The organism is Botrimarina colliarenosi (genome assembly GCF_007859955.1).
GTDB lineage: Bacteria > Planctomycetota > Planctomycetia > Pirellulales > Lacipirellulaceae > Botrimarina > Botrimarina colliarenosi.
On sequence record NZ_SJPR01000001.1, the window covers coordinates 313656 to 330551 of the forward strand.

Here is a 16896-nt window from a genome sequence, read left to right on the forward strand (position 1 = left end):
ATTTGCAAAGAGCCCCAGCACGTTAGTGCGGGGAGTGAATCACCAATCAGCGTCGCTTACGCAATTGTTTCGCCGCCCAAACGGCAAGCTCTTCGCGGCGGATTTTGGAATTGTGGCGGATGTCGGTGGGGAGCGATTTGCGCTGCAAGAACTTCATCTTGCCTGCCTGGTCAGCAAATCGCTCGGCATGGACATCGGCGAGACCAACTAACAATGCGTTCGCTAGCTCCTCCAGAGAGGGATGTCCGCTTCGGCCTAGAACTCGCTTTAAGTTAACTCGGACGTAGACAACTACTGGCAATTGCGATCCACGACTGCCCAATCCGACAAGAGCCGTTCGATGGACCATCGGCTGTACGTTGAAGACATTTTCAACGCATTCGGTGTAGAGCGTCCCCTCGCTCGTAACGACGCGCTGCGACTTCCGCCCGCAGTACCAGAAGCGTTCTTGCTCGTCGAAGTAACCAACATCGCCGATGCGGTGCCAGATGGTGTCACCGTCGGCGATCTTCGCGATCTCGTTGTGGGTCGGACGTTGTTGGTCGCTCCCTGACGGTCGCGGTTCTGCTTCCAAGTATCGCTGGCTGACCTGTGGGCCGCGGACGATGAGTTCGCCGATCTCGCCTTGGGGGAGTTCTTCGGTGTCGTCGATCGAGGCGATCGGGGCGTCGGTGATGCGGATGATGCGCCAGTTGGAGGTTCCACCCCCGACTGACGTCGAGGGCTCGCCATCACTCGATTCCGCAATCCGCAATCCGTAATCCGCAATTCCTTTGAACTTCCTCCCCACGCAAACCCCCGCCCCCGCGTCGGTCTTCGCCGCCGTTGCGCCCAGAATCTCTTGGGCTTCGATCGTGGCGATCGGGAGGGCTTCGGTGGCGCCGTACGGCGTGTGCATCGTCGCTTCGGGGTGGACGCACGCCAGGGTCCGCCGCAGCACCTTTGCCGGCACGGGGGCGCCGCACGAGAGAATCTTGCGGAGCGTCGGGATCGATTCGCCCGTCGTCTCACAATGTTGACTCACTCGTTCCCACACGGCCGGCGACGCGAAGGCCTGCGTCACCTTCCAGTGGTTCGCCGCGGCGAGAAGCTTCTTGGGATCGCACGACGCGGGCCGCGAGAAGTCCATGTCGGGCAGCACGACCGTCACGCCGCAGGCGACGTTGAACAGCCCGAAGAGCGGGAAGCAAGCCAAGTCGATGTCGCCGGGCCGGATGTCGTACTCCTGCTGGATCATCGCGCACTGCGTGACGAACGTCTCGTGCGTGTAGAGCACCCCTTTCGGCGGGCCAGTGCTGCCGGAGGTGAAGACGATCGCCGCAGGGTCGGAGGCGGTGGTGTGAGCGATTGCGGATTGCGGATTGCGGATTGCGGAATCATTCGGCGTTGAGCCGCGCACGCCAGTAGGCGGAGTCGTCACACCGCCAAGCCGCCGCACCGACGCCAACGTCTCGCCGCCCCAGAACCAACGGCGGCCGACCGTGACGTTGAGCTTCGCGTTCGCGAATTGCTTGCGTTTCAGCACCCGCAGCGCATGGCCGAGAGGGATGGCGACGAAACCGTCGGGGTTCGTTGATGCGAGGCAGCGGACGATGTTCTTACGCCCGAGGCCCGCGTCGACGAGCACCATCGTCGCGCCGGTCCGCAGCAATGCGAACACGAGCGCCACGAACTCAACGCCCGGCTTGACCAGCAGAGCGATCCGCCTGCCGGGGCCAACGCCCAGGGCCGCTAAGCCGTGCGCTAACTGGGTGGCGTCGCGGTCGAGATCGCCGAGCGAGACCGTCCGCCAGCCGTCGCCTTTGGCGGGCGTCGCCAGGGCGACCGCGTCGGGCCGCTCCCGCGCCGCCTCGGCAAGGCGGTCGGCGACGTTCACACGGTCCTGAGCGGGCGCGTCCATAGCCCGGCGATTGTCGCCGACGCGGGGCCGCCTCGCGAGGGCCGCTTTTTAGCGGCGGATCGTCTCGGAAAAGTCGAGGTGCGGATCGTTGGCCGCGACCCGGGCCCGGGTGTTGATGAGGGCCTTCGCCTGCAATTGCTCGAACGATTCACCGCTGGTGACCAGCAGGCCCTCTTTGTAAGCGCTCTCCGCCGACAGCCCCGGCAGCAGCACGCCGATGTCGTAGACGACCCGGTTGGGGCGGATCCGGTTGACGCTGTCGGCGATGTTCGTCGTGCAGTTGTTGGTGAGCAGGTTGTAGAACTCGGGCTTCTCGGCGAGGCCGTTGGCGCGCTCGAGCATGTCGACCAGCAGGTCGCGGGCCGCCTCGGGCGAGGCGGTCGTCCGGTAGAGATAGGTTGGGCCGTCGTAGGTGACCGCGTTGCGGTAAAGCAGGTCACGCTCGTCGGCGACGACGTACATGATCTCGTACTCGCGGCCGAGGCCGAGGATCGGGTTGAATTTCTCTTCGCCCTTCTCCTTGCGGACCTCGACGCTGACGACCAAGTGCTGCGGCTTGGCGAGCGGCGGCGTCGGGGCGAATTCGAAGCTCACCAGCGTATGCGCGAGGGCCGGCACGGGGCCGAACGGCATCGTCACGAAGTCGACGCCGCGCAATTGCCGCAGGTCGTAGGTGCGGTCCTCGTGATCGACGACGTACTCGCCCGGCGCGAGGTGCTTGCAGTAACGGACGTTCTTGATCGCGACCTGATCGCCCTTGATCTTCGCCGTGGGCAGCACCGCTTGGTCGGGCGCCCAGTCGCGATGATTGGAGGGGGCGACCCGCTCCTCGACGGTCCGGCAACCCGCTAGCGCAATCGCGAGCAGCAGCAACGCTATCGAGCGGCGGTTGAGCGGGGAGGCGTGCATGACGGCTGCGGAGGCTAGGCGTCTGGCTGGGGCGACGCAACGCCAACGGTCTTGCCCCGGGGGTCGGCCATTTGCTAACAGCCAGCCGATTCGTCTCTCTCGCTCTTGCTCAGGATTGCTGGCATGGCTGCCGAAGAAACTGCCCAAACCACCGTCACCGCCGCCGAGCGGTTCGACGCCGCGTTGCAGCTGCTGATGTCGGGTCAGTTCAGCGCGCTGACGCCCGACGATTGGAAGCTCGTCGCGATTCAGGGGGGCATGCGGGTCGCCCTGGTGCTCGTAATCCTCTTCCTGGCGTTGACGTTCGCCGGCTGGGCCTCCGCGGCGGTGCGGGCGAGCCTCACGCGGATGAAGTTCGACCCAACGCTCACCAAGTTCCTCGCCAAACTGGCCCGCTGGGGCGTCTTGTTGCTAGCGGGGCTCAGCAGCATCAGTTACGTCGGCGTCGAGACGGCAAGCTTTGCGGCCGTGCTGGGCGCCACGGGCTTCGCCATTGGCTTAGCCTTCCAAGGGACGCTCTCCAACTTCGCCGCCGGCGCGATGCTGCTGCTGTTCCGGCCGTTCAAGGTAGGCGATGTCGTGAACATCGGCGGCCAACTCGGTAAGGTCGACGAGATCGAGTTATTCACCACGTCGCTCGATACGTTCGACAACCGTCGGATCATCCTGCCCAACGGCGCCGTCTTCGGCGCGACGATCGAGAACATCACGCACCACCCGGTCCGCCGCATCGACATTGAGGTGGGGGCCGAGTATCGCGCCGATATCGACGAGACTCGCGCGGCGCTGGAGCGCGCCGTCGCGATAACACCCGGGGTGCTCTCGAACCCCGAGCCAGCGGTGGTCCTGCTGGGCCTCGGCGCTTCGAGCGTCGACTGGTGCGTGCGCGGCTGGGCGCCGACGCCCGACTTCCTCACGGTGAAGCAGGCGCTGATCCGCTCGGTTAAGGTCGGCCTCGACGAGGCGGGTGTCGGCATCCCGTTCCCGCAGATGGAGATCCACGTCAACGAGCCGATCGAGATGAAATCCGGCAAACGCGCGGCGTAGGGTCCGCTGTGCGGACCGTGTCGAGCGGCGTACGAAATAAGAAGTCGTGTCAAAGCCCCAGGCTGCCCGAGGCTAGCGCCTGCGGCTCAAGAAAACGGTCCGCACAGCGGACCCTACAAGAGCTTGGCCAGCTTGCGGCCGGTGACGCTCAGCGGCAGGTCGGACAACTCGGCTGGCTTGATCCACTTTGCCGAGCCGCGCACGCGGCCGCCGTTGTGGGCCGCTTCGTAGCACTCCAGCGTGATGCGGAACCGCGTCACGCCATGCTTGATCGTGGTGATTAGGGCGCCGGGTTCACAGGTAATTCCGGTTTGGTCGGCGACCTTCTCCGTCAGCTCTTTCTTCGCGAAGAGCGGTCCCTCGGAGTCGATCGCGAAGCGGGGAAAATCCCATAGCCCGGCCCAGCGCTCGCCCTCGGCGCACTGACGCACCAGCACCGTCGCCCCTTTGCGGACGACAACGGCCGCCTCGCGGGCGTCGCTGAATTTCAGCTTCTTCGTCGTCGGGGCAAGGCGGTTGACCGACCCTTCGGCGCGGGCCCGACAGAGCTTCTCCACGGGGCAGGCGTCACACTTCGGCTCGACCGGCGTGCAAACCAGCGCACCGAGCTCCATCAGTGCTTGATTGAATCGGGCGACCTCCTTGGCCGGCAGCAGCTCCTCGGCGAGGCCCCACAGGCGGCGTTGGCCGGCGCTGGAGGTCGGTTCGCCGTCGTACGCGACGAGGCGTGTAAACAGGCGGATGGTGTTGGCTTCGAGGATCGGAGCCGACTTGTCGTAGGCGATCGAGACGATCGCCCCCGCCGTGTAGCGGCCAATGCCCGGCAGCGTCAGCAGGGTCGCGACGTCGCCCGGCATTTTGCCGTCGTGCTCGGCGACGACCTGCTTGGCCGCGGCATGCAGCGACCGGGCCCGGCGGTAATAGCCGAGCCCTTCCCAGAGTCGCAGCACGTCTTGCTCGTCGGCGGCGGCGAGCGCGGCGACCGTGGGGAAGGCCGTTGTGAACCGTTCGAAGTAGGGCCGCACCGTGTCGACTTGCGTCTGCTGCAGCATCACCTCGCTGACCCACACCCGATACGGATCGCGCGAGCGGCGCCACGGCAAGTCGCGGGCGTGCTTGCCGTACCAGGCGAGCAACCGCCGTCGGAACGCGCGCTTCCAGTCAGCGGCTAACGGCTCGGCGATCGCGGCTTCGCTGCGGCGCGTCACGGCTGGCTGGGACGCGGCAGCGGCACCGTCTTGCGGGCCCAGACGACGCGTTGGGCGTCGCCCTCGTAGCCAGCGATCCACTCGCGGGGGTTCTCGACCACAACGCCGATGACGCCGACTTCGGTCGCCCCGGAGTTGAGGAAGCGTTCGGCGTCGATCGGCTTCTCCATGACGACCGGCACCGCTTGATCGCCGATCCGGAATTGGTACTGGATCACTTGGCCAGCGCGCGAAACGTCCTCCGGTGAGCCCGCGAAGAAGACGCCGCCGTGCGGTCGCCCTGTCCATGCGATCCACGGGCCGGCGATTTGTCGCGATTCGTCACGGGCCCGTTGTTCCCGCAGTAGCCGCTTGAACGTGTCGGCCGCTTGTAGCTCGGCCGTCATGAGGCTCATGTCGCTGGTGTCGAGCAGCGTCAGCACCTGAGCCAGGTAACAGAGCCGGGCGTAGTGCTGCCCCATCGCGGAGACTTGCTCCGGGTCGGCGAGCGTCCCTGTCGCGAAGGCGCGGGCGGCCGCCTCGGCCGGGTCAAACGCCTCGGCAAGCTCCGTGGCGCCATAGCGGGGGGCGTTCACCAAACCGACCTGGGTCGACGGCGTCGGCGGCTCTGACATCGCGTTGGCGCCATCCTCGGGCAGCGCAAACTCGCTCGGCTCGGCGGGCGCCGGCGTCGACGCCATGGCGTAGCGATCGGCGGCAGGCTGCGGCGTGGTTTGCGGTTGCGTAGCCGGTTCGCTCGGGGCGGGCGCCGGCGCGAGAAACGGGTCGGCCGGCGTCTCGGTCGGCATCTCACTTGGCGTCTCGGCAGCCGGGGACGTCGTCGTCTCGGCCGCTGGCGGCGTCACCTCACGGGGCGCCGACGGCGGGAGATCGAACTCCGGCTCGTCGGCCGTGCCTTTATTGAAACTGGCGGGCTGGGTCGCCGGGTCGCGGATCGGCTCCGTCGGGGCGAACGGCGCCGGCGGCTCTTCCGCAGCGGCTTGGGTCGTGACGGGAGGCTCGACCGACGCTTCCTCGGCCGGCCGCTCGTTCGCGAGCAGCCGGCCCTCGGGATCGGCGAGCTGCGCGACGGCCTCGTCCGATGGCCAGGTCGTCACGAGGTACGCCGCCGGTACGATCACCAGCAGCAGTCCCGCCGCCGTACTGAAGAGCCCGCGCCAACGACCGCACTTCGGCGCCGGGGCCGTCAAAGACTCGAGGCGGAACGGCTCGGGCGTCGGCTCTTCGGCAGCGGGCGCCTCGTCGTGGTTCGACAACTCGAGCGACACCCCCTCGGTCTCCTCCGTCGGTTCGCTCAGCGCGGTCGAGCCGAAGTCGAACCGGAAGTCGGCCAGAGTATCTAAGCCTTGCTGCTCGTTCTCGGCGGGTTCAGCTGCGACTTCCTCGTCAGTGAGAAGAGCGGCAACCTCAGGCGTTTCGACGTTGGCGGCAAAGCTGTTGGGCTTCCAACCGAGCGATTCGGAAAGCGAGCGTCTTCCTTCCGCCTGATTCGGCTGAGCAGATCGCGGGGCCGCCTCCGAAGAGTGGTGCTCTGAACGCGACAGCCACTCGGCTACGGTCGGCGCCTTGGACGGTTCCGGAGTGGCGGGCGGTTCGGTCGGCGGCTCGTCAGCGGTGACAACAATCTCCTCAACTTCCTCAGCGGCCGCTTCCAACTTGACGGGCAGCGGAGGAACCGGCTCAGGAGACGCTTCGGGAGTCGGCGTCGGCTCTTCGACTTTCACTTCAACCGGAGCGGCGACGCCCAACTCAACGATCGCTAGCGACGCGACCGCCGACGGGGCCTCGCACGCAGGACAGGCGATCTCGCCGTCGGTCGCGTAGACCGCAAAGAGCTGGCCACAGTGTTGGCACTCCGCCACTCGCAAAGCCGGAGCGGAGGATGGGAGCGTAGCGGGGGCGTTCGGCATCGTTTGCGATCCTTCGGGCCGAGGCGGGGGCGTCGGGCCACCGGTGGGGCGGGGGACGCGATCCTGCGTCGCCCGATATTCTCACCGGATCGCCCCGGCAGACCACCCCGAATCGTCCCGATCGTGCCAATCCGGCCCGCCGGCGCCAGCATTGCAACCGTTGCGACCCGCAAGGTTTGCCAGGCTAGAAGCCATAGAGCGGCGCAAACTTCGCTCGTAGGCGGCGCATCAGCGGCTCGTGCGAGAGTGGCTTACCCGTCACTCGCTCGACCAACTGGCTCGCCGACAGTCGTTGCCCGACCGAATGGATGTGCTCGCGCAGCCACCCCAGGAGTGGGGCGAACTCACCTTCGGCAAACATCGCCTCGAGATCGCCGAGGTCCGCCTCGGCTTGGTCAAAGAATTGCGCCGCGTAGAGGTTCCCGAGCGAGTAGGTCGGGAAGTAGCCGAACAAGCCGGCGCTCCAGTGCACGTCCTGCAAACAGCCGTTGGCGTCGCTGGGGGGCGTGATGCCGACGATCGACGCGTAAGCCTCGTTCCATGCGGCAGGCAGGTCGGCTGGGGCGAGGGTCCCTTCGATCATTGCCCGCTCGAGCTCGAAACGCACGATGACATGGAGGTTGTAAGTCGCCTCGTCGCTCTCGGTGCGGATCAGCGAGGGGCGAGCCTCGTTCACGGCAAAGTACCACGCCTCGGGATCGACCCCCTTCATCGCGGCGGGGAACGCCTTGCCCAGAGGGTCGAAGAAGTGACGCCAGAAGCCTTGGCTGCGGCCAACGAGGTTCTCCCACATCCGCGATTGCGACTCGTGGATGCCCAGCGAGATCGCCTCGCCCGGCGGCAGACCGAACCAGTCGGCGGGTAAGCCCTGCTCGTAGAGGCCGTGGCCCGTCTCGTGCAGCGTGCTGAAGAACGCGTCGGCGAAGTCGTTCTCTTGGTAACGCGTCGTCATCCGCACGTCACGCGGACCCGCGCCGCCGCAGAACGGGTGCGCCGTCACGTCGAGCCGGCCCGAATCAAAATCGAAGCCGACCTTTGCCGCGGCCGCTTTGCCGAAGGCCGTCTGCTGGTCAACGCAGAAGCTCTTCCGCACCAACTCGCTCGGGGCGGTCCGGTCGCTGCCGACGATCTGTTGCACCAACGGCGCCAACTCGGCCCGCAGCCCCGCGAGCACCCGGCCGACCGACGCGGCGGTCTCGCCCGGCTCGTAGTCTTCGATCAGCGCGTCGTAGGGGGAATCTCCGTAGCCGAACGCCTCGGCCTTTTGGCGCTGGAGGTGGAGGGTCTTTTCGAGCCACGGCAAGAACAGGGCGAAATTGTCCGCCTTGCGGGCGTCGGTCCAGGCGTGGTGCGCCTTGCTGCTGGTGCGGGCGATCTCCTCGACGAGGTCGCCCGGCAAGCGTGTCTCGCGGTCGTAGCGGCGGGACATCTCGCGCACGCAGCAGCCGATATCGCCCTCGGGGTCGCTCGCTTCGTCTGAATCCCGGAGTTCGGCGAGCCAGTCGCCCAACTCCGGCGCGGTGCTCAGGCGATGCGCAACGCCGGCGAGGTACGCCTGCTGCTCGGCACGCCAGTCGCCGCCTGCCGGCGGGAGGTACGTCAGCTCGTCCCATTCGACGAGGCCCGAGATCGACGCAACCAGGGCGGTCTCGCGGGCGTGGGCGCGAAGCTTGTCGAACGTTTCGGCGGTGGACATAGGCGGCTACCAGAGCGAGCGGAAGCGAAACAATTGGTGTAAGGGATCTCCGACCACGGCTCATGGCGTCCAAACCACAACCGCGTCGAACGCGTAATCGGGGTCGGTGACCCCTCCCCCAACCACTTCTTCGCTAGAGTAGGACACCACGCGCCTTCACCCTAGCCCCGCCGCGGCTGCGAACCGTAGCGACTAACCGTCAACCGCTCCCATGCTCGACGTCCTCGTCATCGCCCCCCACCCCGACGACGCCGAGCTAGGCGTCGGCGGCGCGATCCTCAAGCTGCAGCAGGAGGGCAAACGGGTCGGCGTCCTCGACCTCACGTCGGGCGAACCAACGCCGCACGGTTCGCTCGAGACCCGCGCCCGGGAGACCGCCACCGCGACCGAGGCGCTCGGCCTGGAGTGGCGAGAGAACCTCGGCCTCCCCAACCGCTCGCTCGAGGCGACGCTCGAGAATCGGGCGAAACTCGCCAATGTGATCCGCCGCGAAAAGCCGCAGTGGCTGTTCGCTCCCTACTGGGAGGACGCCCACCCCGACCACGCGGCCGCGACCCAACTGGTTGAGGGCGCCCGGTTCTGGGCCAAGCTCACGAAGACCGACCAGCCGGGGCAGCCCGATCTGTCGGGCGAACCTCACCACCCGACACGGGTCTATTACTACTACTGCGTCCACCTGAAGCTGGCCCCCCAGCCGGCGTTCGTGCTCGACATCAGCGACGTCTGGGAGCAAAAGCTGGCGTCGATCCGCTGCTACGAGAGCCAATTCATCACCGGCCGACCCACCAATCCGTCGTTCCTCGATCGGCTCCGCGACGAAGCCGCCTACTGGGGCAAATCGATCGGCACGGCTTACGGCGAGCCGATCACCACGCGCGAACCGCTCGGGCTGGCCCGGCTCGACGGGCTCGTTTAGCGGACCTGGTGGACCCGCTTGCGGGTCGCTCCCCTAGCCGCCATAATCTGCGATTCCCGCACACGGCACGCCTCGGCTGGCCGTTGGGAACCGCAGCGGCCGATAGTTCAAGGCCTAGCGGCGCACCCCTAGCTCAACTGGATAGAGCATCGGACTACGAATCCGAAGGTTAGAGGTTCGAATCCTCTGGGGTGTACTTGCGGAGGCGTGAGGCGTGAGACCTGAGGCTAGAGCCGGCGGCAGTCGCCTCGATCCTGCGGCCTCACGCCTCAAGCCTCCCTCCGGCGGCGTAGCTCAGTTGGTTAGAGCAGCGGAATCATAATCCGCGTGTCGGGGGTTCGAGTCCCTCCGCCGCTACTGTTTCTCGGGCGGTCTTGGCTTGGCTTTGCCAAGACCTCGCCACGCATGTTTTTCGGTGGCGTTGGCTTTCTTGGCTGCGTTTGCGCAACGTGCTTTCTCTTGGTCGGTGCTGTTTTATGATCAGCCCGCGATCGGCCTAGTGAACTTTCTCCCGGCGTTTGGGGTCCCTTCCGCGTGCTGATTGAGCAGGCCTGCTGGGCTTCGGTGCGAGGGTCGCGTCCGGCTGGCATCTCGCCCGGATGGTCACCTCGTTGCCCAGTGCCCTCTTGGGTAAGCGTTCCGCAGGCGATTAACGCGGCCACCCGCAGCTGCGAGGGTAGTTGCCCGGTTTTTGTCAAAGATTTCGCGCTCCCCTGGCCACTGCAGCGAACCTTTTGTTAGGTTGCAGCGTTTTAGACGGATAGTCAAAAAAGGTCCGCAACGGCTTATCCCCCTTGCCTGTAAGGATTTACTGTTGTTCAACGGCTTGACAACAGACGCCTTCGACTGGCTCAGCCTGAGCGCTAGCGGTCGCCGCTAACGTTCGGCGCCCCACCCGCCGCCCCGCCTCCGAGACCCTCCCCGTGCAACGCCTCTCCCTTTGGGCCCGCCCTCTCTTGGGCGTGTGGCTCCTAGCCCTCGTTGTGACAGGCTGCGGTACAAAAGCGTCCCGGGGTCCCAGCCCCGGCGCCGGTCCGCCCCCCAAGGTGACCGTCGCCAAGCCGCTCGTGATGGAGACGCTCGATTGGGACCCCTACACCGGCCGGCTGGCGCCGATTGAGGAAGTCGATGTCCGCGCGCGGGTCAGCGGCTACCTCGAATCGCACCACTTCAATGAAGGGCAAGACATCGAGGAAGGGCAGCTCCTCTTTGTCATCGATCCACGCCCCTACGAGGCGACGCTGGCCCAGGCCAACGCGGCCCGCGAGGAAGCCATCGCCCGCCGCCAGCAGTCCGAGGCGATGGTCCGCGAGGCTCAGGCGAGACGGCAGCAGGTCTCGGCCCAACTCGAATTAACGCAAGCGCAGCTCAACCGCGCTCGTCCGCTGCTCCCCAGCGGCGCCATCAGCGACGACGAGTTTGATGAGTTGGTAGCCGCCGCCCGACAGGCCGAGGCGGACGCCTACGCCGCCGACGCCGAGATCGAATCGGCTAGCGCCGCCGTGGTCGCCGCCCAAGCCGCTATCGGCACCGCCGAAGCAGCGGTCACCTCCGCGGAGCTCGACCTCAGCTACTGCCGGATCACGGCGCCGATCAGCGGCCGCATCAGCCGCCGGAACGTGACGCAAGGCAATCTGATCTCGGGCGGACTCGGCGCGTCGGCCCTGACGACGATCGTCTCGAAGGACCCTGTGTACGCGTACTTCGACGCCAACGAGCAGGCCCTTCTCAAGTACATCCGCCTCGATCAGCAGAACAAACGGACCAGCTCACGCGACGCGAAGACGCCGGTCTTTATGGCCCTGGCGGACGAGCAGAACTTCCCGCACCAAGGCTACATCGACTTCGTTGACAACCGCGTCGACGCCGCGACCGGCTCCATCCGTGCGCGGGCGATTTTCCCGAACCCTGACGATGTCCTGGTGCCCGGTGTCTTCGTCCGGATGCAGATCCCAGGCAGCGGCGACGAGCAACGGGTGCTGCTCCCCGACTCGGCGATTTCAACCGACCAGACGTCGAAGTTCGTCTACCTGCTGGGCGAAGAGAACAAGTTGGTGGTGCGACGGGTGACAACCGGCGCGATCTCGAAGGAGCTCCGCGTCATCGAGAGCGGTCTCGACGGGTCCGAGACCGTGGTGATCAAGGGCCTGCAGCGTTGTCGAGCCGGACAAGCGGTCGATCCGACGGTTGAAGAGATCCAGCCGGGAGACGACCTGGGGCTGCCCGACAAGTACGAGCCGGTCCCGCCGTCGAAGTGGCTGCAACCCGCCGCGAACCCGGTCGAGACGCCCCTCCGCGCCGCCCGTCAACCGGCCCGCTATACCGAAGGGGCGTCGCGATGAAGTTCGCTCATTTCTTTATCGATCGCCCGATCTTCGCCACGGTGCTGTCGGTCGTCGTCGTGCTGGTCGGTTCGCTGAGCTACTTCGGGCTGCCGGTGTCGCAGTACCCGGAGATCGCGTTGCCAACGGTCGTTGTCTCGGCGAGCTACCCCGGCGCCACCTCCGAGACGGTCGCCGAAACGGTCGCGACGCCTCTCGAGCAGGAGATCAATGGCGTCGAGAACATGCTCTACATGGAGTCGCAGTCGACCAACGACGGCGCCATGTCGCTGACGATCACGTTCGAGCTCGGGACCGATATCGACCAGGCCCAGGTGCTGGTGCAGAACCGCGTCGCCCGGGCCGAACCGCGACTCCCCGCCGAAGTGCGGCAGGCGGGCGTCGTCACGCAAAAGACGTCGCCCGAGATGCTGATGGTGGTGCACCTCATTTCGCCCGACGCGTCGCGTGACCAGCTCTATATCGCCAATTACGCGTACCTGCAGATCCGCGACGTGCTGGCGCGGATCAACGGCGTCGGCGACCTGCGGGTGTTCGGCGGCGCCGAGTACTCGATGCGGGTGTGGCTCGACATCGAACGGATGGCGTCGCTCGATCTGACCGCGGGCGACATTGTCGGCGCGCTCCGTGAGCAGAACGTCCAAGTCGCCGCCGGGAAGATTGGCCAAACGCCCCTGCCGCATCCGAGCGACTTCGAGATCACGATCTCGAGCCAGGGCCGGCTACAAACCGCCGACGAATTCGACGACATCGTCATCAAACGGGGCGCCGAAGGGCGGCTCACTCGGCTCTCGGATGTCGCGAGGATCGAGCTCGGCGCGCAGGACTATTCGGTCAACAGCTATCTCGACGGCGACAACGCGGTGGCGATCCTCGTCTTCGCCCGCCCCGCGACTAACGGCGTCGAGACCGCCCACATCGTCGAGGAAACGGTCAAGGAGCTGTCAGAGAACTTCCCTCCCGGGATCGGATATAAGATCGCTTACAACCCGACCAAGTTTGTCGAAGAGTCGATCTCCGAGGTGTTCATCACGCTGGTCGAAACGACGCTGTTGGTGGTGCTGACCGTCTTCATCTTCCTGCAACGCTGGCAGGCGACGCTGATCCCCGTGGTGGCGATCCCGATCTCGCTGATCGGCACGTTCGCCGTCATGAGCGGCGTTGGCTTTAGCCTCAACAACCTCTCGTTGTTCGGCCTGGTGCTGGCGATCGGCATCGTTGTCGACGACGCCATCGTCGTGGTGGAGAACGTCGAACGCCTGATCTCCGAAGGCATGCAGCCCAAACCGGCGACCAAGCAAGCGATGACCGAGGTGGGTTCCGCCTTGATCGCCACGACGCTGGTGCTGGTGGCCGTGTTCGTACCGACCGCCTTCATTGGCGGCATCAGCGGGCAGTTCTATCAACAATTCGCCATCACCATCGCGGCGGCGACGGTCTTTAGCACGTTCGTCTCGCTGACCCTCACCCCGGCGTTGTGCGGCTTGCTGCTGCAACCCACGGACGCCAAGCCCGGCTACATCACAAGGGGGATGGACCTCCTGTTCGGCTGGTTCTTCCGCCCCTTTAACCGCGTGTTCGACTGGAGCAGCAACCTCTACGCCGGCGTTGTGAAGCGGTTTATCCGTCTCGGCTTGGTGATGCTGCTGCTTTACGTCGGCCTGCTCGTGGCGACGAAGTACAGCTTCGACCTCGTCCCCAACGGCTTTATCCCCGAGCAAGACCAGGGCTACCTGATCGTCGCGGCCCAGCTGCCCGACGGCGCGTCGCTTTCTCGCACTGATGCGGTTGTCAAGCGGATCAGCGAGGCCGCGATGAGTATCGATGGAATCCAGAACGCGGTGGCGTTCGCTGGCTTCTCCGGGGCGACTCGCACCAACGCGCCAAACGCGGCCGCTTGCTTTACGGCGCTCGAGGACTCTCGCAGCCGCGCGCGCCGCGGCCGTGACATCGGCGTCCTTCAGCAGGAACTCCAGGCGAAGGTCGCCCAGATTCAAGAGGCGCAGATCGTCGTTCTCTCTCCTCCCCCCGTGAGTGGCATCGGCAACGCCGGCGGCGTGAAAATGTACGTACAAGACCGCAGCGGCGCCGGCTACGCCGCTCTGGGCGCAGCGACCGACGAGCTGGTTGGATCCGCGATGCAGCAGCTCGGCCCACAAACGGGATTGGCCTTCGTCAATACCTTCTATCGAGCCGCAACTCCGCAGCTGTACGCCGACATCGACCGCACCCGCGCGCAACAGCTCGACGTGCCGATGCAGAACGTCTTTGAGACGCTGCAGGTCTTCTTGGGGTCGCTTTACGTCAACGACTTCAACTATTTGGGACGAACCTACCGCGTCACCGCCCAGGCCGACGCCCAGTACCGTGACGAGGTAGACGACGTTCTTCGCCTCCGGACTCGCAGCGCCTCGGGCGCCGTCGTGCCGCTGGGGACGATCCTCCAGATGAAAGAGCGTGTCGGGCCCGACCGCGTGGTGCGATACAAACTCTACCCCTCCGCCGACGTCCAAGGGGTGACATTCCCCGGCACGAGCACCGGCCAATCGATCGCGTCGCTCGAGCGTCTTGCCGAAACGACGTTGCCGCAGGGGTTTAGCTACGAGTGGACCGATCTGGCCAAACAAGAAAAGGTCGAAGGCTCGACGGCGTTGCTAATCTTCCCGCTCTGCGTGGTGTTCGTCTTCTTAACGCTCGCCGCCCAGTACGAGAGCTGGTTGCTCCCGCTGGCGATCGTGTTGATTGTCCCGCTCTGTTTGCTGTTTGCGATCGGCGGCGTCTGGTTCCGCGGCATGGACAACAACATCCTGACGCAGATCGGCTTCATCGTGCTGATCGCCCTGGCGTGTAAGAACGCGATTCTCATCGTCGAGTTCGCCAAGACGCTCGAGGACCAGGGAAAGAACCGCTTTGAAGCGGCCGTCGAGGCGTGTAGGCTCCGTCTGCGGGCGATCTTGATGACGGCGTTCTCGTTCGTGCTCGGCGTGATACCCCTGCTGATCGCCACAGGCGCTGGCTCGGAGATGCGTCGCGCGCTTGGGACCGCCGTCTTCAGCGGCATGCTCGGCGTCACCCTGCTCGGTCTGTTCCTAACGCCCGTGTTCTACGTCCTATTGCGAGGCCTTGTGGTTCGACGCAAATCCGAGCCGCAATCGCCCTGATCACCAGCGGCTAAGAGGGATCACCCTCTGCGCTGATTAAACGCGTGGCGCGGGGTCTTCGTGGGCGGCGCCGTTCTTCGCGGGGGGGGCAGTCACGGGGGATTCCTTCGACTTCTCGCCCTCTTTATCACCCCCCATGAACTTGGCGAGGCTCTCGGGGACCTCGATCCCGCCGACATCGCGGAGCACCTGCATCATCGGCGGCAGCGTGCCGGTCATGCCCTGCAGGAAGTCGGCCGTGTTGGAGCGGCCGTCTTTGCCGGAGCCGTTCTCCCAGACGACGATCTTGTCGAACTTGATGTTGCTGATCGCCTTGGCGGAGGTCTCGGCGAGCGTGTCGAGGTGCTCGAGCATCATCAGCTGGAACGCCTCGCGGGCGCCGCCGCACGCCTCGACGATCTGTTTGAGGCCTTCGCCCTTCTTGGCGAGGATCTCGTACTGGCCGCGGGCCTCGGCCTCGAGCTTGGCGTAGACGGCCGCCGCGTTCGCGTTGGCCTCCAGCGTGATCCGCTCCGCCTCGGCCTCGGCCTGGACGATGAGGCGGGCCTTTTCGGCCTTGGCGACCGCCTCGTACTCGGCGCGTTTCTCGGCCTCGACCCGCTCGGCGTCGGCGATCGCCGCCTTGGCCATGGCGCGGTTCTGGGTCTCGATGACGGCGGCCTCCGCCTCACGTTTGCGCGACTCGCCCCGCTCGTACGCCTCGGCCCGTTGCACCAAGAGCTCGGCCTGCGAACTGGCGATCTTCGCTTCGGCCAGGTTCTCGCCATCGACGGCGGCGGCGTTGGCGCTCGCCATTGCAATCCGCTTCTCCCGCTCGGCTTCCTTGACCTGTACCTCGCGCTGGAACTCGGCGGTCTGTTCGCCAACGGTCTGCTCCTTGAGCATCTGGGCGACCTGGATCGCCCGGTCGCGCTCGGCCGCTTTCTCACCAACCGTCTGCTCTTTCAGTAGCTCGGCGAGCCGGACCGCTTGCTCGCGCTCGGCCTCCCGGGTGCCGATCTCGCGCAGCTTGGTGGCGTCGGCGACCTTGACGGCCTTTTCCCGCTCGGCGTCGGCGACGCGGATCTCGCCCTTACGGAGCTCGTCGGCGACGTCACCGCGGGCCTGCTGGATCGCCTCGCTGGCGGCCTTCTGGCCGATCGCGTCGATGTAGCCCGACTCGTCGGTGACGTCGGTGATGTTGACGTTGATCAGCACGAGGCCGATCTTCTTTAGCTCGGGCTCGACCGAGTTCTGGATGTGCTGCAAGAAGGCGTCGCGGTCGCGGTTGATGTCCTCGATCCGCATCGAGGCGATCACCTGCCGCAGCTGGCCGAAGATGATCTCTTCCGCCTGCTTGCGGATCTCGTTGGTGCCGAGGTCCAAGAGGCGGATCGAGGCGTTGGTCATCACTTCCGGCTGGGTGCCGATGGCGACCGTGAAGACGCTCGGCACGTTGACGCGGATGTTCTCGATCGACAGCGCGCCGCGGAGCGGGATCTCGATCTGGATCGGCTCGAGGCTCAGGTAGCGGAAGCCCTGCACGAAGGGGATGACGTAGGTGGCGCCGCCGTGGATCGTCTTCGCCGTCTGCCCGCCGCCGACGAACATGCCGTACTTGACGAGGACTTGGTTGCTGCTGCAGCGTTTCACGAGCGACTTGATCGCCGCGTAGAGAGCGCTGAGGATCAGCACCAAAGCGATCGCAATACCGATGAGCCACATGAATGGCTCAACGTTATCGGGAACGCCTGCAGCGAGAAGGGATTGGCTCGACAACGGATAGAAGGCGTCGTTCATAGCGGCTTTCCTGGTGGAGGAGTTTCGG

10 protein-coding genes and 2 tRNA genes are annotated in these 16896 nt (G+C 65.8%); 6 read left to right on the forward strand and 6 right to left on the reverse strand.

Annotation, left to right across the window (positions count from 1 at the left end):
• Positions 1–46: 46 nt before the first annotated feature.
• Both Pla108_RS01275 and Pla108_RS01280 read right to left on the reverse strand, forming a co-directional pair.
• Positions 47–1900 carry an AMP-binding protein gene (locus Pla108_RS01275; protein ID WP_146441812.1) on the reverse strand — a complete coding sequence of 618 codons (1854 nt, stop codon included), beginning with the start codon at positions 1898–1900 and terminating at the stop codon, positions 47–49.
• Between the two features lie 48 nt (positions 1901–1948).
• The gene (locus tag Pla108_RS01280; RefSeq protein WP_146441815.1) at positions 1949–2809 is read right to left on the reverse strand and encodes an Lnb N-terminal periplasmic domain-containing protein; all 861 of its coding nucleotides are present in this window, start codon (positions 2807–2809) and stop codon (positions 1949–1951) included.
• A gap of 123 nt (positions 2810–2932) precedes the next feature.
• On the opposite strand from Pla108_RS01280, the gene Pla108_RS01285 reads away from it, so the two are divergent.
• Positions 2933–3856: a mechanosensitive ion channel family protein gene (locus tag Pla108_RS01285; protein WP_146441819.1), complete on the forward strand. Its 924-nt coding sequence runs from the start codon at positions 2933–2935 to the stop codon at positions 3854–3856.
• Between the two features lie 113 nt (positions 3857–3969).
• Here the strand turns inward: Pla108_RS01285 and mutY are convergent, their stop codons facing one another.
• From mutY to Pla108_RS01295, 3 genes are all read right to left on the reverse strand, one after another.
• On the reverse strand, positions 3970–5064 hold the full coding sequence (gene mutY / locus Pla108_RS01290; RefSeq protein ID WP_231934237.1) for an A/G-specific adenine glycosylase: 1095 nt from the start codon (positions 5062–5064) through the stop codon (positions 3970–3972).
• Positions 5061–6974, reverse strand: a complete 1914-nt coding sequence (locus Pla108_RS21170; RefSeq protein WP_231934239.1) for a hypothetical protein — start codon at positions 6972–6974, stop codon at positions 5061–5063. Before Pla108_RS21170 ends, mutY begins: the two co-directional genes overlap by 4 nt.
• A gap of 184 nt (positions 6975–7158) precedes the next feature.
• Complete coding sequence (locus Pla108_RS01295) at positions 7159–8670, reverse strand: carboxypeptidase M32 (RefSeq protein WP_146441827.1); 1512 nt, start codon at positions 8668–8670, stop codon at positions 7159–7161.
• A 211-nt stretch (positions 8671–8881) separates the two neighbouring features.
• Here Pla108_RS01295 and bshB1 point away from each other — a divergent pair, with 211 nt between their 5' ends.
• The 5 genes from bshB1 to Pla108_RS01320 all read left to right on the forward strand — a co-directional run bounded on the left by bshB1 (position 8882) and on the right by Pla108_RS01320 (position 15089).
• Positions 8882–9586 (forward strand): bacillithiol biosynthesis deacetylase BshB1, encoded by a 705-nt coding sequence (gene bshB1 / locus Pla108_RS01300; protein WP_146441831.1) that lies wholly within the window; start codon positions 8882–8884, stop codon positions 9584–9586.
• Between the two features lie 122 nt (positions 9587–9708).
• Positions 9709–9782, forward strand: a tRNA-Arg gene (locus tag Pla108_RS01305).
• A gap of 87 nt (positions 9783–9869) precedes the next feature.
• Positions 9870–9943, forward strand: a tRNA-Met gene (locus tag Pla108_RS01310).
• Positions 9944–10632: 689 nt separating this feature from the next.
• Positions 10633–11928, forward strand: a complete 1296-nt coding sequence (locus Pla108_RS01315) for an efflux RND transporter periplasmic adaptor subunit (protein ID WP_197526128.1) — start codon at positions 10633–10635, stop codon at positions 11926–11928.
• Positions 11925–15089: an efflux RND transporter permease subunit gene (locus Pla108_RS01320; protein WP_146441840.1), complete on the forward strand. Its 3165-nt coding sequence runs from the start codon at positions 11925–11927 to the stop codon at positions 15087–15089. The genes Pla108_RS01315 and Pla108_RS01320 overlap by 4 nt, the downstream gene beginning before the upstream one ends.
• A 36-nt stretch (positions 15090–15125) precedes the next feature.
• On the opposite strand, the gene Pla108_RS01325 is transcribed toward Pla108_RS01320, so the two are convergent.
• Positions 15126–16868: a flotillin family protein gene (locus tag Pla108_RS01325; RefSeq protein ID WP_231934241.1), complete on the reverse strand. Its 1743-nt coding sequence runs from the start codon at positions 16866–16868 to the stop codon at positions 15126–15128.
• Positions 16869–16896: the final 28 nt, after the last annotated feature.